Source organism: Streptomyces sp. NPDC041191, assembly GCF_055591945.1.
Genome location: NZ_JBVIZC010000012.1, coordinates 208257 through 232707, shown reverse-complemented (window position 1 = coordinate 232707; position 24451 = coordinate 208257). Strand labels below are relative to the sequence as shown.

Annotated in this window: 19 protein-coding genes and 1 pseudogene; 10 read left to right on the top strand and 10 right to left on the bottom strand. The window is 74.0% G+C overall.

Features of this window, described 5'->3' with window-relative positions:
- Positions 1 to 2 precede the first annotated feature (2 nt).
- The 3 genes from ccrA to ACZ6AQ_RS24240 all read right to left on the bottom strand — a co-directional run bounded on the left by ccrA (position 3) and on the right by ACZ6AQ_RS24240 (position 4509).
- Positions 3 to 1364, bottom strand: a complete 1362-nt coding sequence (ccrA, locus tag ACZ6AQ_RS24250; RefSeq protein WP_388695916.1) for a crotonyl-CoA carboxylase/reductase — start codon at positions 1362 to 1364, stop codon at positions 3 to 5.
- 420 nt (positions 1365 to 1784) lie between these two features.
- Positions 1785 to 2612 (bottom strand): TetR family transcriptional regulator, encoded by an 828-nt coding sequence (locus ACZ6AQ_RS24245; protein ID WP_468762214.1) that lies wholly within the window; start codon positions 2610 to 2612, stop codon positions 1785 to 1787.
- A gap of 115 nt (positions 2613 to 2727) precedes the next feature.
- The gene (locus ACZ6AQ_RS24240) at positions 2728 to 4509 is read right to left on the bottom strand and encodes a 3-hydroxyacyl-CoA dehydrogenase family protein (RefSeq protein WP_468762212.1); all 1782 of its coding nucleotides are present in this window, start codon (positions 4507 to 4509) and stop codon (positions 2728 to 2730) included.
- A gap of 318 nt (positions 4510 to 4827) precedes the next feature.
- On the opposite strand from ACZ6AQ_RS24240, the gene ACZ6AQ_RS24235 reads away from it, so the two are divergent.
- On the top strand, positions 4828 to 5430 hold the full coding sequence (locus tag ACZ6AQ_RS24235; RefSeq protein WP_388695911.1) for a HEAT repeat domain-containing protein: 603 nt from the start codon (positions 4828 to 4830) through the stop codon (positions 5428 to 5430).
- 121 nt (positions 5431 to 5551) lie between these two features.
- Here ACZ6AQ_RS24235 and ACZ6AQ_RS24230 read toward each other — a convergent pair whose 3' ends face one another.
- Positions 5552 to 7165, bottom strand: coding sequence for an alpha/beta hydrolase (locus tag ACZ6AQ_RS24230; RefSeq protein WP_468762210.1), 1614 nt, complete (start codon positions 7163 to 7165; stop codon positions 5552 to 5554).
- A gap of 380 nt (positions 7166 to 7545) precedes the next feature.
- On the opposite strand from ACZ6AQ_RS24230, the gene ACZ6AQ_RS24225 reads away from it, so the two are divergent.
- Both ACZ6AQ_RS24225 and ACZ6AQ_RS24220 read left to right on the top strand, forming a co-directional pair.
- A complete protein-coding gene (locus ACZ6AQ_RS24225) occupies positions 7546 to 7989 on the top strand; it encodes an SRPBCC family protein (protein WP_468762208.1) in 444 nt (147 codons plus the stop codon).
- 252 nt (positions 7990 to 8241) lie between these two features.
- Positions 8242 to 10800 carry an MFS transporter gene (locus ACZ6AQ_RS24220; protein WP_468762206.1) on the top strand — a complete coding sequence of 853 codons (2559 nt, stop codon included), beginning with the start codon at positions 8242 to 8244 and terminating at the stop codon, positions 10798 to 10800.
- A 10-nt stretch (positions 10801 to 10810) separates the two neighbouring features.
- On the opposite strand, the gene ACZ6AQ_RS24215 is transcribed toward ACZ6AQ_RS24220, so the two are convergent.
- Positions 10811 to 12049, bottom strand: a complete 1239-nt coding sequence (locus tag ACZ6AQ_RS24215; RefSeq protein WP_468762205.1) for a hypothetical protein — start codon at positions 12047 to 12049, stop codon at positions 10811 to 10813.
- 214 nt (positions 12050 to 12263) lie between these two features.
- On the opposite strand from ACZ6AQ_RS24215, the gene ACZ6AQ_RS24210 reads away from it, so the two are divergent.
- The 6 genes and pseudogenes from ACZ6AQ_RS24210 to ACZ6AQ_RS24185 all read left to right on the top strand — a co-directional run bounded on the left by ACZ6AQ_RS24210 (position 12264) and on the right by ACZ6AQ_RS24185 (position 19384).
- Entirely contained in the window at positions 12264 to 13097 is an 834-nt protein-coding gene (locus ACZ6AQ_RS24210; protein ID WP_468762203.1) for a M55 family metallopeptidase, read from the top strand.
- Positions 13090 to 14424: a M20/M25/M40 family metallo-hydrolase gene (locus ACZ6AQ_RS24205; protein WP_468762201.1), complete on the top strand. Its 1335-nt coding sequence runs from the start codon at positions 13090 to 13092 to the stop codon at positions 14422 to 14424. Before ACZ6AQ_RS24210 ends, ACZ6AQ_RS24205 begins: the two co-directional genes overlap by 8 nt.
- A gap of 50 nt (positions 14425 to 14474) precedes the next feature.
- Positions 14475 to 16475 (top strand): prolyl oligopeptidase family serine peptidase, encoded by a 2001-nt coding sequence (locus ACZ6AQ_RS24200; RefSeq protein WP_468762200.1) that lies wholly within the window; start codon positions 14475 to 14477, stop codon positions 16473 to 16475.
- Positions 16472 to 17431, top strand: coding sequence for a S66 peptidase family protein (locus ACZ6AQ_RS24195; protein WP_468762198.1), 960 nt, complete (start codon positions 16472 to 16474; stop codon positions 17429 to 17431). Before ACZ6AQ_RS24200 ends, ACZ6AQ_RS24195 begins: the two co-directional genes overlap by 4 nt.
- A gap of 133 nt (positions 17432 to 17564) precedes the next feature.
- Positions 17565 to 18252 (top strand): annotated as a pseudogene (locus ACZ6AQ_RS24190) (IS5 family transposase); the annotation flags it as partial.
- A gap of 241 nt (positions 18253 to 18493) precedes the next feature.
- Positions 18494 to 19384, top strand: a complete 891-nt coding sequence (locus tag ACZ6AQ_RS24185) for a hypothetical protein (protein ID WP_468762196.1) — start codon at positions 18494 to 18496, stop codon at positions 19382 to 19384.
- A gap of 201 nt (positions 19385 to 19585) precedes the next feature.
- On the opposite strand, the gene ACZ6AQ_RS24180 is transcribed toward ACZ6AQ_RS24185, so the two are convergent.
- Both ACZ6AQ_RS24180 and ACZ6AQ_RS24175 read right to left on the bottom strand, forming a co-directional pair.
- Positions 19586 to 20674, bottom strand: a complete 1089-nt coding sequence (locus tag ACZ6AQ_RS24180) for an adenosine deaminase (protein ID WP_388696980.1) — start codon at positions 20672 to 20674, stop codon at positions 19586 to 19588.
- 86 nt (positions 20675 to 20760) lie between these two features.
- On the bottom strand, positions 20761 to 21537 hold the full coding sequence (locus ACZ6AQ_RS24175; RefSeq protein ID WP_468762195.1) for a GntR family transcriptional regulator: 777 nt from the start codon (positions 21535 to 21537) through the stop codon (positions 20761 to 20763).
- Positions 21538 to 21731: 194 nt separating this feature from the next.
- Between ACZ6AQ_RS24175 and ACZ6AQ_RS24170 the strand changes: the two genes are divergently transcribed.
- Positions 21732 to 22325, top strand: a complete 594-nt coding sequence (locus ACZ6AQ_RS24170) for a GNAT family N-acetyltransferase (RefSeq protein WP_468762193.1) — start codon at positions 21732 to 21734, stop codon at positions 22323 to 22325.
- Between the two features lie 79 nt (positions 22326 to 22404).
- On the opposite strand, the gene ACZ6AQ_RS24165 is transcribed toward ACZ6AQ_RS24170, so the two are convergent.
- The 3 genes from ACZ6AQ_RS24165 to ACZ6AQ_RS24155 all read right to left on the bottom strand — a co-directional run bounded on the left by ACZ6AQ_RS24165 (position 22405) and on the right by ACZ6AQ_RS24155 (position 24314).
- The gene (locus ACZ6AQ_RS24165) at positions 22405 to 22737 is read right to left on the bottom strand and encodes a DUF6204 family protein (protein ID WP_468762191.1); all 333 of its coding nucleotides are present in this window, start codon (positions 22735 to 22737) and stop codon (positions 22405 to 22407) included.
- 133 nt (positions 22738 to 22870) lie between these two features.
- The gene (locus tag ACZ6AQ_RS24160) at positions 22871 to 23707 is read right to left on the bottom strand and encodes a methyltransferase domain-containing protein (protein WP_468762189.1); all 837 of its coding nucleotides are present in this window, start codon (positions 23705 to 23707) and stop codon (positions 22871 to 22873) included.
- Between the two features lie 49 nt (positions 23708 to 23756).
- On the bottom strand, positions 23757 to 24314 hold the full coding sequence (locus ACZ6AQ_RS24155; protein ID WP_468762187.1) for a GNAT family N-acetyltransferase: 558 nt from the start codon (positions 24312 to 24314) through the stop codon (positions 23757 to 23759).
- Between the last annotated feature and the right edge of the window lie 137 nt (positions 24315 to 24451).

Genomic DNA, 24451 nt, shown 5'->3' with positions numbered 1-24451 from the left:
GTTCAGATGTTGCGGAAGCGGTTGATGGCGTCGATGTGCTGGGCCCGCATCTCCGGGTCGCGCACGCCCAGGCCCTCCTGGGGCGCGAGGGCGAGGACGCCGACCTTGCCCTGGTGGAGGTTGCGGTGGACGTCGTAGGCGGCCTGGCCGGTCTCCTCCAGGGAGTAGACCTTCGACAGGGTGGGGTGGATCTTGCCCTTGGCGATCAGGCGGTTGGCCTCCCACGCCTCGCGGTAGTTCGCGAAGTGCGAGCCGATGATCCGCTTGAGCGACATCCACAGGTAGCGGTTGTCGTACTGGTGCATGTAGCCGGAGGTCGAGGCGCAGGTGGTGATGGTGCCGCCCTTGCGGGTGACGTACACGGAGGCGCCGAAGGTCTCGCGGCCCGGGTGCTCGAAGACGATGTCGATGTCCTCGCCGCCGGTGAGCTCGCGGATGCGCTTGCCGAAGCGCTTCCACTCCTTCGGGTCCTGGGTGTGCTCGTCCTTCCAGAACTTGTAGCCCTCGGCGTTGCGGTCGATGACCGCCTCAGCGCCCATGGACCGGCAGATGTCGGCCTTCTCGGGGGAGGAGACGACGCAGATCGGGTTGGCGCCGCCGGCCAGGGCGAACTGGGTGGCGTACGAGCCGAGGCCGCCGCTGGCGCCCCAGATGAGGACGTTGTCGCCCTGCTTCATGCCGGCGCCGTTGCGGGAGACGAGCTGGCGGTAGGCGGTGGAGTTCACCAGGCCCGGGGCGGCGGCCTCCTCCCAGCTCAGGTGGCCGGGCTTCGGCATCAGCTGGTTCGACTTGACGAGGGCGATCTCCGCCAGGCCGCCGAAGTTGGTCTCGAAGCCCCAGATGCGCTGCTCGGGGTCGAGCATCGTGTCGTTGTGGCCGTCGGAGGACTCCAGCTCGACCGAGAGGCAGTGCGCGACGACCTCGTCGCCGGGCTTCCACGAGTTGACGCCGGGGCCGGTGCGCAGGACGACGCCCGCGAGGTCGGAGCCGATGACGTGGTACGGCAGGTCGTGGCGCTTGGTCAGCTCGGAGAGGCGGCCGTAGCGCTCCAGGAACCCGAAGGTCGACACCGGCTCGAAGATCGAGGTCCACACCGAGTTGTAGTTGACCGAGGAGGCCATCACGGCGACGAGCGCCTCGCCGGGACCGAGTTCGGGGACCGGGACCTGGTCGAGGTGGAGCGACTTGCGCGGGTCCTTGTCACGGCTGGCGAGTCCGGTGAACATCTCGGCCTCGTCCTTGTGGACGGTGACGGCGCGGTACGACTCGGGGAGCTGGATGTTCGCGAAGTCGGCGGACGTGACCGCGGCGGAGCCGCTCGACGTCACGGTCTGGGACTGGATCGCGTCCAGGATTTCCTTCACGGGTTGCCTCCGGCGGTGAGCGTCCGGGGAGGACGCCTGGGGGGTTGCGACGGGAAGTGCTGCTGCTGTGGAGGTGTGCCGTCGGTTCGGCTGGGCGGTGCGGTGGCGCGGCGCCGTTCGGGCGCGGGGTTGCCTGTGACGCAGGCGTCCGGGCGCACGGGCCGTCGGCCCGTGGGGACAGCCGGCGCGCGAGGTGGTCTCCGCGTGCCGACCGCCCGGACACCCTCAACGTATGGCACGCCGTGTCACCTGACAAGGCACTGCGTGCCAGTAATTTCACTCGGATGCGAACCGCCCGTCACAGATGAGCGATGATCGATCGAATGGACGGCTCACACCGCTCCGACCTGGGCAAACGCCGCGTGGGCCGCCCCCGGGGATCGGGAGCGGCCCACGCGGCGCGCCGTGGAGCGGGAGGGGTCAGGCGCTGCCGAGCGCCTGCTGGATGGAGCGCATGACCTCGTCGAGCGGCGCGTCCGTACGGGCCACGGCGACCACCACGTCACCGCGGGCGGAAGCCCGGACGGCGGGGGCGGGGCCGTCCTGGGGGGCGGCGGAGGACGGGGCCGGCCGGCCCGCGCCCATGCCCGACCCGAAGGTCTCCCGGACGATCGCGAAGGCGTGGTCGAGCTGGGCCTCCACGTCGCCCTCGCCGCCCGCCCGCAGCCAGCGGCGCAGCACGTGGTTGTGGGCGGTGACGACCGCCGAGGCCGCCACCTCGGCGAGCAGCGGGTCGTCGTTGCCGTCGTGGTGGTCGCGCTCGTCGAAGTGGCCGAGGAGGTAGCGGGTGAACAGCCGCTCGTAGCGGGCCACCGAGGCGATCTCCCGCTCCCGCAGCGTCGGCACCTCGCGGGTGAGCCGGTAGCGCTCCACGGAGACCGCGGGGGACCCCGCGTACATCTTCATGACCTCCTTGATGCCCCGGCACACCGTGTCGAGCGGGTGCTCGTGCGGCGGCGCGGCGTTCAGCACCGCCTCCGCCCGCACCAGGGTGTCGTCGTGGTCGGGGAAGATCGCCTCTTCCTTGGAGCGGAAGTGGCGGAAGAAGGTCCGCCGCGCGACCCCGGCCGCGGCCGCGATCTCGTCCACCGTGGTGGCCTCGTACCCCTTGGTCGCGAAGAGCTCCATCGCCGCGGTGGCGAGCTCCCGGCGCATCTTGAGCCGCTGCGCGGCGGCACGGGTGCCCGCCGCGCTCTCCGGAGCGTCGGACGGAGAGGTGGCACGGGGTGACTTCGCGGCCTTGGGCATGGTCCGAACGTACTGCATCGGAGTGGACGTGTGCCCAGGTGGGGGCGGGGAACCCCCCGGGGCACCGGGGGTGCCCGGGGGGATCAGGAGCCCGCCCCAGCCGGGGGAGCGGGGTTCAGCGCCGGGCATATTCGCGGAAGCCGCGCCCCGTCTTGCGGCCCAGGCAGCCCGCCGCCACCAGGTGCTCCAGGAGCGGGGCCGGGGCGAGGCCGGGGTCGCGGAACTCGCGGTGCAGGACCCGCTCGATCGCGAGCGAGACGTCGAGGCCGACCACGTCGAGCAGTTCGAACGGGCCCATCGGGTAGCCGCCGCCCAGCTTCATCGCGGCGTCGATGTCGTCCAGGGTCGCGTAGTGCTCCTGGACCATCTTGACCGCGTTGTTCAGGTACGGGAAGAGCAGCGCGTTCACGATGAAGCCGGCCCGGTCGCCGCAGTCCACGGGGTGCTTGCGGATCCTGGTGGTCACCTCGCGGACGGTGGCGTGGACGTCGTCGCCGGTCAGGACCGTACGGACGATCTCCACCAGCTTCATCGCGGGCGCCGGGTTGAAGAAGTGCATCCCGATGACGTCCTGCGGACGCGTGGTGGCCCGGGCGCAAGCCACGACCGGCAGCGAGGAGGTCGTGGTGGCGAGCACCGCGCCCGGCCTGCAGACCTTGTCGAGCCGCCCGAACAGCTCCTGCTTGATCTCCAGGTCCTCCGCGACCGCCTCGACCGCCAGGTCGACCTCGGCGAAGGCGTCGAGCGTGCCGGCCGGGGTGATCAGGGCGAGCGTGGTGTCACGGGCCTCGGCCGTCATCCGGCCCCTGGACACCGAACGGTCCAGGGACGTGGCGATCCGGGCCTTGGCGGTGTCCGCCTTCTCCTGGGAGCGGGCGGCGAGCACGACCTCGTACCCGGCCTTGGCGAAGACCTCCGCGATGCCGGAGGCCATGGTGCCCGAGCCGGCGACGCCGACCGAGCGGACCTCGCGGCCGGCCCCGGCCTCCGCCGAGGCGAGCGGGGTGAGCGCGTCGCGCACCACCTCGCCGGAGTCCGGCGCCGCGTACGTGTAGAAGCCGCGGCCCGCCTTGCGGCCCGTCAGGCCCGCCTCGCTGAGCTGCCGGAGGATCGGGGCGGGGGCGTGCAGCCGGTCGTGCGAGGAGGCGTACATGGCCTCCAGGACCGTGCGGGCCGTGTCGATCCCGATCAGGTCGAGCAGCGCCAGCGGGCCCATCGGCAGGCCGCAGCCCAGCCGCATCGCCGCGTCGATGTCCTCGCGGGAGGCGTACTTGGACTCGTACATCGCGGCGGCCTGGTTCAGGTAGCCGAAGAGCAGCCCGTCCGCGATGAACCCGGCCCGGTCCCCGACCGCCACCGGCTCCTTGCCGAGGTCCTGGGCGAGGCGGGTGACGGCCTCGACGGCCCGTGGGTCGGTCAGCACCGAGGAGACCACCTCGACCAGCCTCATCGCCTGGACCGGGGTGAAGAAGTGCAGGCCGAGCACCCGCTCGGGGTGCGCCGAGTCGGCGGCGAGCCGGGTGACGGAGAGCGCGTTGGTGCCGGTGGCCAGGATCGCGTCGGGCCGGACGATACCGTCGAGGGCCCGGAAGACCTCCCGCTTCGCCTCGTACGACTCCGGCACGACCTCGATCACGAGATCGGCCTCGGCGGCCGCCCGGAGGTCGGGGAAGGTGCGGAAGCGGGCCAGGACGTCCTGCCGCTCCTCCTCGGTGATCCGCTCGCGGGCCACGGCGCGGGCGGTGGATGCCTCCAGGGCGGCGACGGCCCGGGCGGCGGCCGCGTCGTTGATGTCGATGCCGATGACCTCGCGGCCGGCCCGTGCGAGGACGTCGGCGATGCCCGTGCCCATGGTGCCGAGACCGACGACGGCGATGGTGGAGAGAGGGGTGTCCATCAGGGGACTCCAGGGAGGAAGAGTGACGACTGAGGGCAGTACGCGCGGGTGGTGCCGCTGAATCGCGCGAAAGGAATCGCGGAAGAACACGCGGGAGCGGGCCCGGAAAGGGCGGTGCCCGGTGAAAGGGGAGACGGGCTCTGTCCCGGAGCCGCGTCGAAACTGCCGAACCGACGAACGCTCACGACGGCTGCGTCACCAGGCCGTTGTGAGAAGCGGGGATCGACCCGCTCACCCGAGACTAACCGGCCGGTAACGAGCGCGCCAGTCCCGGGAAGTCGAGAAGATGTGATCTGGATCGCGGATAGGCTCGGATTCATGGAATACGCCGAGGACCCGGAATTCTGCTCGATGATCGATCGATTGCGCGACGAGATCGAGAATGAGGGCGGAGAGGTTCCGGCGGAATTCGGACGGCTCGCGGAAACCCGCGACCCCGAGGAACTGCACCACGTTCTCACCGCGCCCGGACAGCCGCTCTGGGCCCGGGAGATCGCCGCCTACGCCCTGGGCGTCGCCGGGGACCCGCGCGCCTTCGAGCCCCTCGTCCTCCTCCTCAACCACCGCGATCCCGAGCGCTGCGTCACCGCCGCCCACGCCCTGACCCGGCTCGGCGACCCGCGCACCGCCCGCGCGGCCGCCGCCCTCGCCACCAACGAACTCCGCGCCGCCTACGCCCTGCTGCCGGTCCGGCTGCTCGCCGCGCTGCGCGCCCCCGAGTCCGTACCGGCCCTGATCACCGTCCTCGAACGGCGCCTCCCGGCCGACGACCCGCACTGGCGCGTCGGTCTCGCCTGCGTCGAAGGGCTCGGTGCCCTCGGCGATCCCCGGGCCCGCCCCGCCCTGGAGGCCGCGCTGCCGCACCCCCGTCTCGGCGCGGCGGCGGGACGGTCGCTGGGGCGGCTCGGCCCCGCCGGCTGAACGGGACCGGAGGGCGGGGGCGCGGCCGGCGCGGGCCGGGCGGCGCGGGACCGGGCGGCGGAGGCCCGGTCCGGTGGCCCCGGCCGGTCCGGGCGGCGGAAGACGGGCGGCGGGCGGCCGTTCAGCGTGCGTGGCCGAGGAGGCCGTGCAGGACGGCTCCGACCGGCCCCACCCGCGACGCCGCGCCGCTCTTCTCCGGCGGCTTCGGACCGGCCGGGGCCACCGGCTCGGGCTCCGGGTCCGGGAGCGCGGCACAGACCGCGTCCGCCTCGCCGCCGCCCCCGCCGCGCGGGACCTCGCCCGTGGCCAGGTAGGCGGCCAGGTACCGGTCGGCGCAGTCGTTCCCCGCGAGCGTCACGCCGTGGTTGCCGCCGCCCTCCTCCACCACCAGGCGGGAACCGCGCAGCAGCCGGTGCAGCGCGACCGCGCCCTCGTACGGCGTCGCCGCGTCGTCCGTCGCCTGGAGGACGAGAGCCGGCGGAATCCGGTCGTTGCGGACGTCCGGCGGGGTCAGGGACTCCACCGGCCAGAACGCGCACGGAGCGTTGTACCAGGTGTTGTTCCAGGTCGAGAACGGCGCCTTGGCGTGCGTCTTCCAGGCGTCCTTGCGCCAGACGCCCCAGTCACGGGGCCAGCCCGCGTCCCGGCACTGCACGCTCGTGTAGACCGAATAGCCGTTGTCGGTGGCGGCCTCGGGCTCCCCGTACCGCTCGTACGCCTCCGTCAGCGGCTTCGGGTCCGCGTCGACGGCGTACGCGGAGAACGCCTTCGCCAGCGCGGGCCAGTAGCCGTTGTAGTACCCGCCGGGCAGAAAGGTGTCCTCCAGTTCGCCCGGACCGACCTTCCCGCCGGCCGGGGCCGCGCGCACCGCGTCGCGCATCCGGTACCAGGCGGCCTCGACCGCCGCCGGGTCGGTGCCGAGCCGGTACACGGAGTCGTGCCGGGCCACCCACGCCAGGAACGCCTTGTGGCGCGTGTCGAAGGCGTGGTTCTGCGCGATGTTGGACTCGTACCAGACGGCGTGCGGGTGGACGACGGAGTCGAGCGCCATGCGCCGCACCCGGTCCGGATGGAGCCGCGCGTACACCGCCCCCAGATAGGTGCCGTACGAGTACCCCAGGTAGGTGAGCTTCGGCGCGCCGAGCGCGTCCCTGACGAGGTCGAGGTCCCGGGCGGTGCTCACCGTGTCGATGTACGGCAGGACGTCGGCGTACTTCTCGCCGCACGCCTCGGCGAACTCCCGCGCCCGGTTCACCCCCGCCCGCTCGGCCCGGCTCCCGCGCGGCACCGAGTCGGGGCGCACCGGCGCGAAGTGGCCGGGGAGGCAGTCGAGCGCGGGCTCGCTCCTGCCGACCCCGCGCGGGTCGAAGCCGATCACGTCGTACTGGGCGGCCACCTCCGGGGGCAGCGCGGACGCCACGTACCCGGCCATGCCGCGTCCGCTGCCACCGGGGCCGCCCGGATTCACGAACAGCGGCCCCTGGAAGGTCTTCGCGGTGTGCGCGACCCGGGTGAGGGCGAGCGTGATCGTCCGCCCGGCCGGGGCGTCGTGGTCGAGCGGGACCTTCAGGGTGGCGCACTGGAGTCTCGGGTACGGCTTCGTGGGGCAGTCGGTCCAGGCGAGCCGGGGGAGGGAGGCCGGTTCACCGGCGCCCGCCGGGGAGGCGGGCAGGACGGTGACCGTCCCGGCCACCAGTGCTCCAGCGGCGATCAGCATGCCTGCGCGTGGGGTCATGGGGGCTCCGTGCCCCGAACAGGGGCCGGAAGGACCCGTTCCGCCGGGAGTTGACCCGAACGGCGGGAGCCGACGGCGTGTCAGGCATACCGGTCCGACGATCCGACCGGGTCCGTGCCCCGTGGAAGGCGGTGCCCCGGAGGCCGGGGGCGGCGGAGGCGCGGACGGCGACCGCGTCCGCGCCGAACGGGCCGGGACCGGCGGCGGTTTCGGCCGGACCGCCCCGGCGCACGGGCGTCTCCTCGACGGCCGGGCCCGGGCGGCCCGCAGGCGGGGGAACGCCCGCTCCTCCGGTCGTCGCGTCCCGGATTTCGTCCCCCGGCACCCACGTGGTTCGCTTGGTCCTCATTCCCCGAGGAACCACGAGCTGGAGGAAGTCAATGGCGCAGGTCGAGGCCACGACGGAACGGATCATCGCCGCGAACGCCGACACGGTGTTCGACGCCCTCGCCGATTACAGCGGCACGCGTGCGAAGCTCCTCCCCGAGCACTTCAGCGAGTACGAGGTGCGCGAGGGCGGCGACGGCGAGGGCACCCTCGTCCACTGGAAGCTCCAGGCCACCAGCAAGCGCGTCCGCGACTGCCTCCTGGAGGTCACCGAGCCCACCGACGGGCAGCTCGTCGAGAAGGACCGCAACTCCTCCATGGTCACCACCTGGACCGTGACGCCCGCCGGCGAGGGCAGGTCCCGCGCCGTCGTCACGACCGTCTGGAACGGTGCCGGCGGCATCGGCGGCTTCTTCGAGAAGACCTTCGCACCCAAGGGACTCGGCCGGATCTACGACCTCGTCCTCGACCGGCTGGCGGCCGAGGTCGAGAAGTAACGCCCGGAGCGTTCACCGATTCGAGTGGATCGCCCGCGCCCCCGTGTCCGCGCCCCCGGTGCGCCGGGGGCGCGGGCCCTCGCGCAAACGCGCTGATGAGCGCCCCAAGTGCGCTGCCGTCCAGGGAGGTTCACCGCCCCGGACGCCCTTGACTCCCGTACCGCCCGACTTGCTCCCCCTTCGCGCCCAATGCGAAGAATGGCGCGGCGCAGACGCCGTGACGAGGGGAGCAGACACGTGGGTGGGGTCACCATGGCGAAGAGCACCGGGACCGCCGAGGGCACCGGGACGACCGGGAGCGCCGAGGGCATCCGGACCGCCGGGTCCGCCGAGGTTGTCGGAGCCGCTGGAGCCGCCGGGTTCGTCGGGGCCGTCGGGGAAGTGGCGGGCGCGGCACCGCCCCCGCCGGACGGGCCGCCCGCCGGCCCCGTGCCCTCGCCCGGTCCGGCCGCCCTCGACCCCCGTCGCGTCCGGCTCGTCTTCTTCGGCCTCATGCTCGCGCTGCTCCTCGCCGCCCTGGAGCAGATGATCGTCGCCACCGCCCTGCCGAAGATCGTCGGCGAACTCCAGGGCCTGGACCGGATGTCCTGGGCGATCACCGCCTACCTGCTGACCTCCACCGTCGGCCTGCCGGTCTACGGGAAGCTCGGCGACCTCCTCGGCCGCAAGGGCGTCTTCCTCTTCGCCATCGTCGTCTTCGTCATCGGCTCGGGGCTCGCGGGCTGGTCCCGGACGATGGACCAGCTCATCGCCTTCCGCGCGGTCCAGGGCATCGGCGCCGGCGGCCTCATGATCGGCGTCCAGGCGATCATCGCGGACATCGTGCCCCCTCGGGAACGCGGCCGGTACATGGGCCTGATCGGTGCCGTCTTCGGCCTCGCCTCCGTCGCGGGACCCCTGCTCGGCGGCTTCTTCACCGACCACGTCTCCTGGCGCTGGTGCTTCTACTTCAACGTGCCCTTCGGGCTCGTCACCCTCGCCGTCGTCGCCACCGTCCTCAAGCTCCCCAAGCCGGCCGCACGCGCGCGCTTCGACGTCCTCGGCGCGCTGCTCCTCGCCGCCGCCTCCACCTGCCTGGTCCTGCTGACGAGCTGGGGCGGCACCGAGTACGCCTGGGACTCCCGCGTCATCCTCGGTCTCGCCTGCGGAGCCGCCGGAACCGCCCTGCTGTTCCTGGTCGTCGAGCACTTCGCGCCCGAACCCCTCATCCCGCTCCGCCTCTTCCGCGACTCCGTCTTCACCGTCACCGCCCTCGTCGGCACCGTGATCGGCATCGCGCTCTTCGGCGCCGCCAGCTACCTCCCCACCTTCCTCCAGATGGTCGAGGGCGCCACCGCCACGGAGTCCGGACTCCTGATGCTGCCCCTCATGGGCGGCATCGTCCTCGCCTCCGTCGCCTCGGGCCGGCTCATCAGCCGCACCGGCCGTTACAAGGTCTACCCGGTGGCCGGCGGCGCCCTCGCCGTCCTCGGCATGTGGCTGCTCTCCCACATGGGCACCGACACGCCGCGCCTGCACCACAGCCTCTGGCAGGCCGTCCTCGGTCTCGGCATCGGCCTGGTCATGCCGGTGCTCGTGCTCGCCGTGCAGAACTCCGTGCGCCCCGCCGACCTCGGCGCCGCCACCAGTGCCCACAACTACTTCCGCCAGATCGGCGGCAGCGTCGGCGCCGCGATCTTCGGCACCCTCTTCGCCTCCCGGCTCGACGACGCCCTCGGCGACCGGCTCGCCGGCGTCCTGTCCCAGGGCGGCCCCGGCGTCCTGCCCCCGGCCGAGTCGATCACCCCGCAGACGGTGCACACCCTGCCGCCCGCCCTGCGCGACGCGTACATCCAGGCGTACGCGGACGCGATGCCGCGCATCTTCCTCTACCTCGTGCCGGTCCTCGTGCTCGGCCTCGTCCTCGCCTTCGCCCTCAAGGAGAAACCGCTGGTGTCCCACCACACCCCCACCACCGAGGCCGCCGACTTCGGTACCCAGGCGGTGCCGCAGGCCCGGCACGCCGTCCCGGAGCCCGCCCCCGCCGCCCCGCCGCACCCCGGGCCGGCCCACTCCGGACTGCCCGTCTGCGGCACGGTCCGGCACCACGACGGCAGCCGCGTCCCCCGGGCCGCCCTCACCCTCATCGACGTCCAGGGACGGCAGGTGGGCCGGGGCGCGAGCGGCGAGGACGGCCGGTACGCGCTGAGCGTGCCCGGCGGCGGCGCGTACGTCCTGATCGCGGCGGCCGGCGGACACCAGCCGCAGGCCGTCTCCGTCACCGTCGGCGACCGGCCCGTCGAACTCGACGTGGTCCTCGGCGGCGCCGGCCGGCTCGCGGGCAGCGTCGTCACCGCCGACGGCACGCCCGTACGGGACGCGTCCGTCACCCTCACCGACGTGCGCGGCGAGGTCGTCGCCTCCACCCGCAGCGGACGCGAGGGCGGATACGTCATCACCGAACTGGTCGCGGGCGAGTACACGCTCGCCGCCAGCGCCCCCGCCTTCCGTCCCGCCGCGCTCCCGGTGAGCGTCCAGGCGTCCCGCGAGACCCGCCAGGACATCGAGCTGGCCGGCGGCGCCGTGCTGCGCGGGACGGTGCGCGCCGGCGGCGGGCGCGCCGTGGAGGACGCCCGGGTCACCCTGCTCGACGCGGCCGGCAACGTCGTGGACACCCTCACCACCGGGCCGGACGGGACCTTCCGCTTCGTGGACCTGTCCTCCGGGGAGTACACGGTCATCGCCGCCGGCTACCCGCCCGTAGCGACCGTCCTCCAGGTGGCCGGCGGGGGCCGCACGGAACGCGACCTCCAGCTCGGCCACCAGGACTGAGGGGAGCGCCTCAGGAGGCGGTCGACGCCCTGCGCAGCGTGCTGATGCAGGAGCTGATCGCCTCCTGGAGGGCTTCGAGCCGCTGGAGCATGTCGTCCTCGAAGATCTCCTCCTCCAGGACCTCGTCCAGCGTCAGCTCCTCGAAGACCTTCGTCGCCTTCTGCAGACTGTTGTAGAACTTCGTCCGCCGCTCCTGGACGCGCAGCGCGGGGTCCTCCTCCACGACCCTGGCGACCAGGCCCCTGACGGTGTCGTACGCCTCACCGGCCCACTCGCCCGTCTCCTCCGAGTCGTCCAGCTCGTCTAGGAGGGACAGGTGCCGCTCGGCCTCCGCCCGCAGCTCGGCCGGTGCCTCCACGGTCTGCCCGGCGGGCGTCCTGATCTGCCCCTTCTCGACGATCTGGCGCACGTAGCCGATGCGGTCGGCCGCCTTCGCCTCGCTCGCCACGGCCTTCTTCAGGTCGTCGGTGCGGACGAAGGCGCGGGCCATCTCCGTCTGGAGGGCCGGGTCCTCCTTCATCCGGTCGAGCAGCGCGCCGCGCGCGGCCTCCGCCGTCCCGGGGTCGGCGAGGATCGCGGCCCGCAGCGCCGTCGGGTTCTCCGCGACCTCCAGGGCCTTCGTCGGACGGATGCCCTCCGCCTCGGCCGCCTCGCTGATCGCCCGGCCGCGCACGGAGGCCGCGCCGTTGCGGGAGGAGTAGTACGCGATCCAGGTGTCCGCGTCGGGCAGGTCGATGTCCTCGCCGGGGACCAGGACCTCGAACTGGGGGACCAGGCCGTCGTCGGCGGCCATGTCCCACGCCCTGTAGTGGCGCATGACCCGCTCGGGCGAGCACCCCGCCAGCTCGGCGAACGCCTTCGCCGAGACCTTCGTCCGGGCCGTTCCCTCGGCGGGCTGGCCGCCGGGACGCACGCTGCGCGCCACCTTGAGAGCGAAGGCCCAGCCGCCGGTGCGGGCGTAGACGCCGAAGTCGCGCGCGTCACGGACGACCACGGGGTCGGGCTCCCCGGCGTCCCGGTCCTCCTCCAGGTCCGGGGCGTCCTGCTCCCGGTCCTCCCGGTCCTCCTGCTCGTCCCGGCCGTCCCCGCCGTCCCCGTCCTCCCGATCGTCCCGGTCCTCCGGCGGCGAGGGCTCCCAGAACTCCGGCTCCTCCGCCATGACGGGCCCGGCGGCCGCGTCGGGGGGCTCGGGGACGACGGTTCCGGCCTCGGCGGGCGCGGATGCGGACGGGGTGAAGGCGGTGGTCACCGGGGCTCTCCGAGGGTCGGGTACGACGACTGCGGCCGACAGCCTATCCACACCTCTTGGCGAAGTTTCACCCGTTTCGGCATCCCGGCGCCGGGAGACGACCGGGACCCGCCGGACGATCCGCGCCACCGCCCGGCTCGTGCCACCGGTCCACTCCAACGGTGGTTTTCCACAGGGGTGGTAGGGCGGCCGGACGGCGCGTACGGTGCCAGACATGAAGATCCTCATCAGCGCCGACATGGAGGGCGCGACCGGCGTGACCTGGCCCGCCGACGTGCTGCCCGGCACGCCCCAGTGGGAACGGTGCCGCGCGATGTTCACGTCCGACGTGAACGCCGCCGTGCTCGGCTTCTTCGACGGCGGCGCCGACGAGGTCCTCATCAACGAGGCGCACTGGAGCATGCGGAACCTGCTCCTGGAGCGGCTGGACGAGCGGGCCGAGATGATCACCGGCCGGCACAAGTCCCTCTCCATGGTCGAGGGCGTGCAGCACGGCGACGTCGACGGCGTCGCCTTCGTCGGCTACCACACGGGCGCCGGCGCCGAGGGGGTCCTCGCCCACACCTACCTCGCCAACTCCGTCACCGGCGTCTGGCTCAACGGCGAGCGGGCGAGCGAGGGCCTGCTGAACGCCCATGTGGTCGCGGAGTACGGCGTCCCCGTCGTCCTCGTCACCGGCGACGACCTCACCTGCGAGGACGCCCTCGGCTACGCCCCCGAGGCGCCCAAGGTCGCCGTCAAGGACCACGTCTCGCGGTACGCGGCGGTGTGCCGCACCCCGGCCAGGACCGCCGCCGACATCCGGGCCGCGGCGAAGACGGGCGCCTCGCTCGCCGTACGGCACGAACCGGTCCGGGGCGGTCCCTTCACCGTGGAGCTGGAGTTCGACGCCGAGCACCTGGGCGCCGCCGCCACGGTGGTCCCCGGCGTGACGCGGAGCGGCGAGCGGCGCGTCGCCTACACCGGCGCGACGATGTACGAGGCGATCCGCACGTTCAAAGCGGTCACGACCATCGTCTCGGCCGCCGTGGAGGAGCAGTATGGCTGAGCAGGTCCGTGAACCGGACGCGACGGCGCTCGACGAGGTGGTCGCCTTCACTTCCGAGCTGATCTGCCTCGACACCACCAACCGGGGCGGCGGCGACTGCCGCGAGCGGCCCGCCGCCGAGTACGTCGCCGAGCGGCTCGCCGCCGCCGGGATCGAGCCCACCCTCCTGGAACGGACCGCCGGCCGGACCAACGTCGTGGCGCGCGTCCCCGGCACCGACCCCGGGGCCCCGGCGCTCCTCGTCCACGGCCATCTGGACGTGGTGCCCGCCGACCCCGCCGAGTGGACCGTCCACCCCTTCTCCGGCGAGGTCCGCGACGGACTCGTGTGGGGACGCGGCGCCGTCGACATGAAGAACATGGACGCGATGGTCCTGGCCGTCGTCCGCTCCTGGGCCCGGCAGGGCGTCCGCCCCCGCCGCGACATCGTCCTCGCCTACACGGCCGACGAGGAGGACAGCGCCGACGACGGCTCCGGCTTCCTCGCCGACCGGCACGCGGCCCTCTTCGAGGGCTGCACGGAGGGCATCGGCGAGTCCGGGGCGTACAGCTTCCACCCGGACCCCCGCACGAGGATCTACCCGATCGCGGCGGGGGAGCGGGGCACCGCCTGGCTCCGGCTGACCGCCCGCGGCCGGGCGGGTCACGGCTCCAAGGTGAACACGGCCAATGCCGTCACCCGCCTCGCCGCCGCCGTCGCCCGCATCGGCGCCCACACCTGGCCGGTCCGGCTCACCACCACCGTCCGCGCCGCCCTCACCGAACTGGCCGCGCTGTACGGCGTCGAGGTCGACGCCCACGCCCCCGACCTCGACGTGGACCGCCTCCTCGACAAGCTCGGACCCGCCGCCGCCCTGGTCGGGGCGACCGTCCGCAACAGCGCCAACCCGACGATGCTGGAGGCCGGTTACAAGGTCAACGTCGTTCCGGGCACGGCCGTCGCGTACGTCGACGGACGGATGCTGCCGGGCGGCGAGGAGGAGTTCACCGAGACGATGGACCGGCTCACCGGCCCCGACGTGGAGTGGGAGTTCCACCACCGCGAGGTGCCCCTGGAATCCCCCGTCGACTCACCGACGTTCGCCAAGCTGCGGGCCGCCGTCGAGCACTTCGACCCGGCCGGGCACGTCGTGCCGTTCACCATGTCCGGCGGCACCGACGCCAAGCAGTTCTCCCGGCTCGGCATCACCGGCTACGGCTTCTCGCCGCTCCGGCTGCCCCCGGACCTCGACTACGGGGCGCTCTTCCACGGCGTGGACGAACGCGTCCCGGTGGACGCCCTCCACTTCGGCGTCCGCGTGCTCGACCACTATCTGAAGACCGCGTAGGGCACGTGACCAGGACCCGGGGGGACAGATCCGTGACAGGGGGAGACGAGATGAAGACCAGCGCCGCCCACGGCACCTGGCCGTCGCCCGTCGACGCGGCGCTCGCCGCCGCGCACGACGGACGGCCCGAGTACCTCGGCGCCGTCGGCGACGCACTGTGGTGGACCGCGCCCCGGCCCGCCGAGGGCGGCCGCCGTGCCCTCGTACGACGGCGCGCCGACGGCACGGAGGAGACCGTGCTGCCCGCCCCGTGGAACGTCCGCAGCCGGGTCGTCGAGTACGGCGGACAGCCCTGGGCGGCGGTGGACCGCCCGGCGGACGGACCGCTCGTGGTCTTCTGCCACTTCCCCGACCAGCGGCTCTACGCGTACGAGCCCGACGCCGCCCCCGCCGCGCCGCCGCGGCCCCTCACCCCCGTCTCCGCCGTCGGCGGCGGGCTGCGCTGGGCCGATCCGGTGATCCGTCCGGAGCGGGGCGAGATCTGGTGCGTCCTGGAGGAGTTCACCGGCCCCGCGCCGACCGACGTGCGCCGGGTGCTCGTCGCCGTGCCCCTCGACGGATCGGCCGCCGGGGACCGCACCGCCGTGCGCGAACTCACCGGTGAACGGCACCGGTTCGTGACCGGGCCCCGGCTTTCCCCGGACGGGCGCCGGGCGGCCTGGATCGGCTGGGACCACCCCCGGATGCCGTGGGACGGCACCGAGGTCCTGCTCGCCGAGGTCGCCCCCGACGGCACCTTCCGGAACGCCCGGACCGTCACCGGCGGCCCCGCCGAGTCCGTCCCGCAGATCGACTGGGACCCGGCGGGGCGGCTGCTCCTCGTCAGCGACCGCACCGGCTGGTGGAACCTCTACCGGGCGTCGGTCGACGCCGACGGCTCCCTGTCCGAACCGGTCCCGCTCCGCCCCCGCGACGAGGAGTTCGGCGGCCCGCTCTGGAAGATCGGGCAGAAGTGGTTCGCACCCCTGGAGAACGGGCTCGTCGCCGTCGTCCACGGCAGGGGGTCCACCTCCCTCGGCGTCCTCGACCCCGAGAGCGGCGAACTGGCCGACGCCGTCGGGCCCTGGACCGAGTGGGACGCGACCCTCGCCGCGCACGGCACCCGGGTGGTCGGCCTCGCCGGCGGACCGCGCAGCTCCCACGAACTGGTCGAGCTCGACACCCGCACCGGCCGCACCCGCGTGGTCGGCGCCGCGCACACCGACGCCGTGGACCCCGCGTACTACTCCCCGCCCCGCGCCCGCACCTTCACCGGTCCCGGCGGACGGGAGATCCACGCCCACCTCCACCCGCCCCACCACCCCGGCTTCACCGGGCCCGCCGGGGAGCTGCCGCCGTACGTGATCCGGGCGCACGGCGGACCCACCGGCCGCACCCCGCTCGTCCTCGACCTGGAGATCACCTACTTCACGTCGCGGGGCATCGGCGTCGCCGAGGTCGACTACGGCGGCTCGACCGGGTACGGCCGGGAGTACCGGGAGCGGCTGCGCGAGCAGTGGGGCGTCGTGGACGTGGAGGACTGCGCGGCCGTCGCGGCGGCGCTCGTCGCCGAGGGCGCGGCCGACCCGGCGCGGCTCGCCGTGTGCGGCGGCAGCGCGGGCGGCTGGACGGCGGCCGCCTCCCTCGCCGGGACGGACGTGTACGCCTGCGGCACGATCATCTACCCCGTCCTCGACCTGCGGGACTGGGCCGCCGAGGGGACCCACGACTTCGAGTCCCAGTACCTCCACGGACTGATCGGCCCCCTCGACCGGGTCCCGGCCCGCTACAAGGAGCGCTCGCCCATCGAGCACGTCGACCGGATCACGGCGCCCTTCCTGCTGCTCCAGGGGCTCGACGACGTCATCTGCCCGCCCGCGCAGGCCGAGCGGTTCCTCGCCCGCGCCGCCGGGCGGGGAGTCCCACACGCCTACCTCGCCTTCGAGGGGGAGGGCCACGGCTTCCGTGCGGCCGACACCCTGGTCCGGGCCCTGGAGGCCGAACTGTCCCTCTACTCCGAGGTCTTCGGGCTCGGCCGTACGGACGTGCCCGCCCTGGAGTACCGCACGTGACCGGGCGGGAGGCGCGGGGTCCGGCCGTCGCCGTCCCCCTGGCGCGCCCCGCCAGGCTCCGGCCCGGGGCGCGGGTCGCCGTCGTCGCCCCCAGCGGGCCCGTCCCGGAGGAACGGCTGCGGGCGGGGCTCGACGTGCTGCGCGGCTGGGGCCTGGACCCGGTGGTCGCCCCGCACGTCCTGGACGTCCGTCCCGAGCTCGGGCACCTCGCGGGGACGGACCGGGACCGGGCCGGGGACCTGACCGATGCGTGGTGCGACCCCTCGGTCTCCGCCGTGATCTGCGCGCGCGGGGGATTCGGGGCCCAGCGCATGGTGGACCTCGTGGACTGGACGGCGATCCGGGCGGCCGGACCCAAGGCGTTCGTCGGCTACAGCGACGTGACCGCCCTGCACGAGGCGTTCGCCGTCCGCGCGGGCTTCGCCACCCTGCACGGCCCGATGGCCGCGGCGGGCACGTTCCTGACGGACCCGCGCACCCGGGAGTCGCTGCGGGCCACCCTCTTCGCACCCGAATCGGTGCGGACCCTCGGCCTGGAGACGGCACGGGCGCTGGTGCCGGGCCGGGCCCGGGGCGTGACGCTCGGGGGCTGCGCCAGCCTCCTCGCCGCCGACCTCGGCACTCCGTACGCGCGGCCCTCGGCGCGCGGCGGACTGCTGCTCCTGGAGGACGTGGGGGAGGAGCCGTACCGTCTCGACCGCGTCCTCACCCAGCTCCTGCGCTCCGGTTGGCTCGACGGGGTCACGGGCGTCGCCCTCGGGTCCTGGGCGGAGTGCGGCCCGTACGAGGAGGTGCGGGCGGTGCTCGCCGACCGGCTGGGCGGGCTCGGGGTGCCGGTCGTGGAGGAGCTGGGCTTCGGGCACGGGGAGACGGCCCTGACCGTGCCGCTCGGGATCCCCGGCGTGCTCGACGCGGAGGCGGGCACGCTCACCCTGGAGGTGCCGGCCCTGCGCTGAACCACCGCCGCCCCGCGCCGAACCACCGCTGCCCCGCGTGCCTCCGGGCCGGCTTCCCGGAGGCACGCGGGGCGGGGACGCGGGAGACGTGCCCAGGGCGTTTCCATCGGATCATCTGATCGCTGGTTGATGTGTGTCGTTGACTGACGCTCAGTGGGCGAGGATCGAGCCGTTGCTGCCGGACCGGACACCGAAGCGGGGTGGCCGGTGGCGTGATCACCGGCAGGTGATCGACGCGATCGCGTTCAAGTACCGCACCGGGACACCGTGGATGGACCTGCCCGAGCACTTCGGTTCCTGGAAGGGTGCCCACAACCGGCTGCGGAAGTGGCCGCCGACGGCACCTGGGAGAAGGTCTTCACCGCCCTGCTCGCCCAGGCCGACGCCGAAGGCGCCCTCGACCGGGTCGTCGCGATCGACTCCACCACTGTCCGGGCCCACCAGCACGCCGCCGGAGCCCGTCAAAAGGGGCTCCGGTCGGTGAGCCGGACGACCATGCCCTCGGACGGTCCCGCGGCGGACCGACCATCAAGGTCCACCTCGCCGCGGATAGCGAATGCCGGCCGCTCGCGTTCGTCCTCACTCCCGGGCAGGCCGGGGACGCGCCTGCGTTCCCTGAGGTCATGACCCGCCTACGGGTGCCTCGGCCGGTCGGTCGGCCACCGGACTACGACCGCCAGGACCGCAGAGCCCGCCACGCGGTGGAATGCGGCATCAGCCGTCTCAAGCGGCACCGGGCCGTGGCCACGCGGTAGGAGAAGCTGGCCTGCCGTTTCGAGGCGGCAGTCCAGGTCGCGGCGGTGAACTCGTGGCTGCGACCCGCACGCCCGGGGCACGAGCGACGGGCTGTCCGCTCGTACGTGGCCATCAGCCGGACCGCCGATGCCGGTGTGCCGCGCCCGGCCGACGGCACCGCCAACGGTGCCATCCCGGCGTGACCCGCAGGCTTCGCGCGGAAGCGGGTGTCACCGGATCCAGTGACACCCGCTGGGCAATTGATCACGCACCGCAATACCTTGACCACAGTGCGCGTTGTGTCGCGCTTTCACAGATCGAGGTCCCATGAGCTTTCAGCAGTTCCTGTCCCGGGCCGCTTCCCGGATCGGCTGGTGCGCCACCGCGCTCGGCCTGGTCCTGATCGCGGCGGTGCCGGCCCAGCCTGCCGCCGCCGACACGACACCGGCGCCGCCGCTGGCGCTGGTCTCGATCGTCAAGGCGACGAAGACCGTCAACGACTACCAGCCGGTCTACGCGGAGTGCCGCGACGGGGACTGGGCCATCAGCGGCGGCGCGGAGGCGGTGGCTCCCGACGCCGTGTACCACGAGGTCGGCCTGGTCGGGAGCTTCCCCGCCGTCCTCCATGGTGAGACGGGAGCGTGGGGATGGGTTGCCAGCGCCCGCAACTTCCGCGGGAAGCCCACCACGGTGACCGTCTGGGCGGTCTGCGCGTCCCTGCCCAGGGGTTATGAGGTCGTGCAGGCCCCGCTCGTCCAGGTGCCGAGCGACCGGACGGTCACCGTCTCCTGCCCGGCAGGCAAAACCGCCCTCGGGGGCGGGGCCGAGATCCAGGGCACCGAAAGCTCCCTCACCAAGAGCTACCCGTCGGGCTTCACCGCGTCCGGGCCGACGGCGTGGACGGTGGCCGGCCGTGTCTGGTCGAACGGCACGGTCGGTGTCGCGGGGGCCGTGACCTGTGCCGACCCGATCGCCGACAACGAGTGGACGACCTACAAGGTCAGCAAGAACACCCCGTCAGGAGGATTCCTCACCTGCCTCAACGGACGGCGGGTCACCAGCGGCGGCGCCGCAGCGAACAGCCAGGAGCCCGTACTCATCGCATCCAGGCCCGGCCTGATGAGCGAGGGAGCCGACCGCGACGGCTGGTGGATCCAGGCCGGAAGCCTCTGGGAGCCGATCGCCGTGGACCTCTACGTGATGTGCAGAAGCCGATAACGGCAGACTGCGGACACGGCCGGGCGACAGCCGGCCGACGCGGAAACGGGCCCGGCCGGTACTGCGCCAGCAGTACCGGCCGGGCCCTCGCACACCGCCTGCGACGCACCACACCGACCAGCCCTCGTTCCGAGGCCCCGGACCGGCACCACGATCGCCACGGCTCAACAGCCCCAGTGGAGCCAGAACCCAAAACACGGCCTAGAGGGCCGCGTACCCCGGGCGTACGACCTCGTCGATCAGCCGCCGCCGCTCCGGCAGCGGCAGGAACGCGGCCTCCAGGGCGGCGACCGTGAACTCCTCGAAGACCTCGGGGCCGTACCCGAAGGCGTCCACCATGTGCTGGAACTCCTCGCTCATGGTGGTGCCGGAGACCAGACGGTTGTCGGTGTTGAGCGTGATCCGGAAACCGAGGCGGCGCAGCTCGTCGATCGGGTGGGAGGCGTAGTCCTTCGCCGCGCCCGTCTGGAGGTTGGAGGTCGGGCAGACCTCCAGGGCGATCCGGTTGTCCCGGACGTACGCGGCGAGCCGGCCCAGCGTGCCGTCCTCGGCTATGTCGTCCGTGATCCGCACGCCGTGGCCGATCCGCTCGGTGCCGCAGACCTGCACGGCCTCGTGGATCGACTCCGCGCCCACGGCCTCGCCCGCGTGGATCGTGAAGTGGCAGTTCTCCCGCTTGAGGTGCTGGAAGGCGGGGAGGTGGCGGGCCGGCGGGTTGCCGATCTCGCCGCCCGCGATGTCGAAGCCGGCCACGCCGTTGTCCCGGTGCGCGACCGTGAGCCGCGCGATCTCCAGGGAGCGGTCCGTGTGGCGCATGCCGGTGAGCAGGGTGCGGACGACGACGCGGCCGCCGGAGCGGCGCTCGCCCTCGCGGAAGCCGTCGTTGACCGCCTCGACCACCTCGTCCAGGGTGAGGCCGCCCTCCAGGTGCTGCTCGGGGGCGTAGCGCACCTCGGCGTAGACGACGCCGTCCGCCGCCAGGTCCTCGGCGCACTCGGCCGCGACGCGCGTGAGCGCCTCGCGGGTCTGCATCACCGCACAGGTGTGGGCGAAGGTCTCCAGGTACCGCTCCAGCGAACCGGAGTCGGCGGCGTCCCTGAACCAGACCGCGAGTTCGGCCGGGTCCTCGGTGGGCAGCCCGGTGTAGCCGCAGGCATGCGCCAGTTCGACGATGGTCGCGGGGCGCAGCCCGCCGTCGAGGTGGTCGTGGAGGACGGCCTTGGGGGCGTGCCGGATCCAGTCGGAGACGGGAGCGGCGGCAGACGGGGCGGAGTTGTCAGACAAGTGCATGGCGGGGAAGTGTACGCCACGGCCGGGGAGGGCGCCGCGCGGTGCCCGGCGGGGCCCCGCCGGGACGCGTCGGGACCCGTCCGGGCTCAGTGGGACTGGGTCACCGGCAGCGCGGGCGCCCCCGTCGGCAGCATGTGCTTGGCGGCCAGGACGGGGACCTCCCCCACCCGCACGACCTGGGTGACCAGGACGGCGGGGGTGTCCGCGGGGCGTCCCAGCTGCTCCCCGCGCCGCCGCCCGAGCAGCGTCGCCGTGATGCCGCTGTGCGCGCTCAGGGCCGTCTCGCGCGAGGCGCCGACCAGGACCGAGAGCATCGAGACCGCCGGACGCCCGCCCTTCCCCGCCCCGGGGGCGTCCGTTTCCCGCAGGGCCCGCGCGAACGCGGGATGCACCCGGTCGAGGAGGGCGTCGGCCGCCGCCCACTCGTGGCTCAGGGCCGCCGCCGTGCCCTCCCCGGTGAGCACGGACTCCCAGAACCGCAGCTCGGCGCGGGCCGGGGCCAGCAGGTGCTGGGTGGTGAAGTCGGTCGGCTCCTCGACCGTCCGGAGCAGCGCCCGCACGCGGAGCGGGGCCCCCGCCCCCGCGCCGATCAGCTCCTCCAGGGGCTGGACGTGCTCGAACCCGCGCCGGGGCGGGCGGTCGTTGACGGTCCGGCCGACCCCGCGCCGTACGGTCAGGACGCCGTCCTCCTGGAGCAGCAGCAGCGCCTCCCGCAGGGCGGGCCGGCTCACGCCCAGCTCGGCGGCGAGCTTCGGCTCGGAGGGGAGCGTCGAGCCCGGCGGGTAGGTGCCGTCGTGCACCGCGTCCGCGATCCGCTCGTAGAGCGCCACGACGGGCCGCCGCCGCTGTCCGCCGACTGCCACGGCCCCTCCTCGTCTCGTTCCCGGCCTCTTCCGCGCCGGTGCCCGCCCCCACCGTAGCCGGGCCGCGCTGTCTGACAAGTCACCCGCGCGGCGCTCCTCGCCGTCGCCGGGAGGCGCCGCCCCTCGCCCCGTGCCCCGGCGGCGCCCGGGGAGGGACCCGGTGTCCGCCCGGCGGTCCCGCGTAACCTGGCCCGGTGTCCGACGAAACCCGTCCGTACCTCGCCGTCGGTCCTCGCGTGGGCCTGCGTCCCTTCTCGTACGCCGACGCGGACGAGTTCACCGCCCGCGCCCGCGAGAGCCGGGAGCTCCACCGGCCCTGGCTTTTCCCGCCGTGCACGCCCGAGGCGTACGCCTCCTACGCCGGAACGCTCCTCGGCGATCCGGCGCGCGCCGGGTTCCTGGTGTGCGAGCGGGACGAGAGCGGCCGGATCGCCGGATTCGTCAACATCAACAACATCGTCCGGGGAGGCTTCCTCAGCGGGGCCCTCGGCTACGGCGCCTTCGCGCACGCCGCAGGACGCGGCCTGTTCGGCGAGGCCCTGGGCCTCGTCCTGGAGTACGCCTTCGGTCCGCTGGGGCTGCACCGCCTGGAGGCGAACATCCAGCCCGGCAACGCGGCCTCCCGGGCCCTCGTCCGCCGCGCGGGCTTCCGGCTGGAGGGCTTCTCGCCCGCGATGCTCTTCATCGACGGGGCCTGGCGCGACCACGAACGCTGGGCGATCACGGCCGGGGAGCGGAGGCCGGGGACGGGGGAGGGGCCGGGGCCGGAAGCCGGGCGCCCCGCCTGAACCGGCGCGCCCCGTTCAGGCGGCGCACCCCGTCCGAACCGGCGCGCCCCGTCCGGGCCGGCGTCCCGTCCCGGCCTCCTCAGCGCTTGCGGTTGACCTTCATCGTGTCGAGGTCGGTCACCGTCGAACGCAGCCCCTTGTACCCGTGGCCCAGCTCCCCGAGCGCCGTCTCCACCCGGTCCTCCGCGAGCACGCCCGCCATCTCCTCGCCGTCCTCGGCGTCGGAGACGACGACCAGCCGGTACGAGAAGTGCTTCAGCGTCCGGTCGTAGGTGAGCGAACCCTCCTCCGTGAACCGCATCGCCGTCAGCCCGTGGTCGTCCGCCTCGGCCAGCAGCCGGGACCGGCTCTCCTCCGACAGACCGTCGAACGTGCCGCGCACGATGACCCGGTAGGTGTGCCGCGTGCCCATGTTCCGTACTCCCCACGTCGCCGCTCCGGCCCGCCGCACCGGCGCGCCGACGCACCACGGTACGGCGCCGGGGTCCGGCGGCGCCCGGAATATCCGGGCGCGCGGGGTCCGGCGCGCCCGGCCGGCGGCCGGGTCAGGACACCCGGCACAGGATCTCGCCGTGCGGGACCATGAACCACGCGTCCTCCCGCCCGCCCCACTCCCGCCACGCCTCCGCGATCGCCGCCAGTTCGCCGTCGGTCGCGTGGCCGCCGGAGACGGCCCGGCCGGCGTAGTCGGAGGCCACCGTGCGGTCCGCCCACAGGCCGCTCCACCACGCCCGCTCGCCGGGGGTGGCGAAGCACCAGGCGGAGGCGGTCGTGGTGACCTCGGTGAAGCCGGCCCGCCGGGCCCAGGAGAGCAGCCGCCGCCCCGCGTCCGGTTCACCGCCGTTGGCGCGCGCGACCCGGCGGTACAGGTCCAGCCAGCCGTCGAGGGCGGGCCGTTCGGGGAACCAGGCGAAGGAGCCGTAGTCGCTGTCCCGGGCCGCGACGATCCCGCCGGGACGGCACACCCGCCGCATCTCGCGCAGCGCCCGCACCGGGTCGCCCACGTGCTGCAGCACCTGGTGGGCGTGGACGACGTCGAAGGAGTCGTCGGGGAAGTCCAGGGCGTGGACGTCCGCCACGCCGAAGGTGACGTTCTCCAGGCCGCGTCCGGCCGCCACGGAGCGGGCCTCCGCCAGGACGCCCCCGGCCGCGTCGACCCCGGTCACGTGCCCCGGAGCGACCAGCGCGGCCAGATCGGCGGTGATGGTCCCGGGCCCGCACCCCACGTCCAGGACGTCGAGTCCGGGTCGCAGCGCGGGCAGCAGGTGGGCCGCGGAGTTGGCGGCGGTCCGCCAGGTGTGCGAGCGCAGGACCGACTCGTGGTGGCCGTGGGTGTAGACGGCGGTCTCGTGGGGCGCGGGCGGTACGGGGGCGTGCGTCATGGAACCGGCTCCCTCGGTGTGGGTGGTGGCTCCACCGTAGGCGGAACACTCACATGGTGAGACCCGCGTCTTGACATGTGGATGAGCCCCTGTCCGGCAGCGCCCTCCGGTACCGGAGTTCCTCCAGGACCCGGCCGCCCGTCTCCTCCCGCGCGGACCCGCCGTCCGCCCGCCACCCCGCCGCCTCGTAGAACCTCCGGGCCCGCCCGTTCCCGGCGAACACCCACAGCGCCGCCGAGCGGAAACCGGCCTCCACGAGCGCCCCGGTGGTCGCCGCCAGGAGCGCCCGCCCCACACCCGTGCCCCACACCTCCGGCAGGGCGTACAGCGTCGACAGCTCGGCGGTGGTCGCCGGGTCGAACTCCCCGCCCGGCCAGGGGCGGAAGCAGGAGAAGGCGACCGGCCGGCCGTCCGCCGCCGTCGCCAGCAGCACGGCGGGCCGGTCCGGGGCCGTGAGGCGGGCGCGCCAGACGGCGGCGCGCTCCTCCACGTCCAGTCCCTCCAGATACGGACCGGGGAGCAGGTCGCAGTAGGCGGCCCGCCAGGACAGCACGTGCACGGCGGCGAGGGCGGCCGCGTCCCGGGGGAGCGCTTCACGGATCGGCATGCCGTGCATTCTGTGCCCGGAGCCCTCCCGCCGCCTCGCGTTTTCCGGCCCCCGCCGGTGGACGCGGGGGTTCCCGCCGACGGGAGCCCTCGCGTCCACCGGGCCCCGCACCCCCTCTGTGACAGGTCTGTGAACGG

Coding starts and splice junctions, on each gene's coding strand:
- ACZ6AQ_RS24180 (WP_388696980.1), bottom strand. CDS start 20,674: ATGCACTTGTCTGACAACTCCGCCCCGTCTGCCGCCGCTCCCGTCTCC.
- ACZ6AQ_RS24185 (WP_468762196.1), top strand. CDS start 18,494: ATGAGCTTTCAGCAGTTCCTGTCCCGGGCCGCTTCCCGGATCGGCTGG.
- ACZ6AQ_RS24160 (WP_468762189.1), bottom strand. CDS start 23,707: ATGACGCACGCCCCCGTACCGCCCGCGCCCCACGAGACCGCCGTCTAC.
- ACZ6AQ_RS24245 (WP_468762214.1), bottom strand. CDS start 2,612: ATGCCCAAGGCCGCGAAGTCACCCCGTGCCACCTCTCCGTCCGACGCT.
- ACZ6AQ_RS24200 (WP_468762200.1), top strand. CDS start 14,475: ATGAAGACCAGCGCCGCCCACGGCACCTGGCCGTCGCCCGTCGACGCG.
- ACZ6AQ_RS24205 (WP_468762201.1), top strand. CDS start 13,090: ATGGCTGAGCAGGTCCGTGAACCGGACGCGACGGCGCTCGACGAGGTG.
- ACZ6AQ_RS24165 (WP_468762191.1), bottom strand. CDS start 22,737: ATGGGCACGCGGCACACCTACCGGGTCATCGTGCGCGGCACGTTCGAC.
- ACZ6AQ_RS24155 (WP_468762187.1), bottom strand. CDS start 24,314: ATGCCGATCCGTGAAGCGCTCCCCCGGGACGCGGCCGCCCTCGCCGCC.
- ACZ6AQ_RS24235 (WP_388695911.1), top strand. CDS start 4,828: ATGGAATACGCCGAGGACCCGGAATTCTGCTCGATGATCGATCGATTG.
- ACZ6AQ_RS24225 (WP_468762208.1), top strand. CDS start 7,546: ATGGCGCAGGTCGAGGCCACGACGGAACGGATCATCGCCGCGAACGCC.
- ACZ6AQ_RS24240 (WP_468762212.1), bottom strand. CDS start 4,509: ATGGACACCCCTCTCTCCACCATCGCCGTCGTCGGTCTCGGCACCATG.
- ACZ6AQ_RS24210 (WP_468762203.1), top strand. CDS start 12,264: ATGAAGATCCTCATCAGCGCCGACATGGAGGGCGCGACCGGCGTGACC.
- ACZ6AQ_RS24220 (WP_468762206.1), top strand. CDS start 8,242: ATGGCGAAGAGCACCGGGACCGCCGAGGGCACCGGGACGACCGGGAGC.
- ACZ6AQ_RS24230 (WP_468762210.1), bottom strand. CDS start 7,165: ATGACCCCACGCGCAGGCATGCTGATCGCCGCTGGAGCACTGGTGGCC.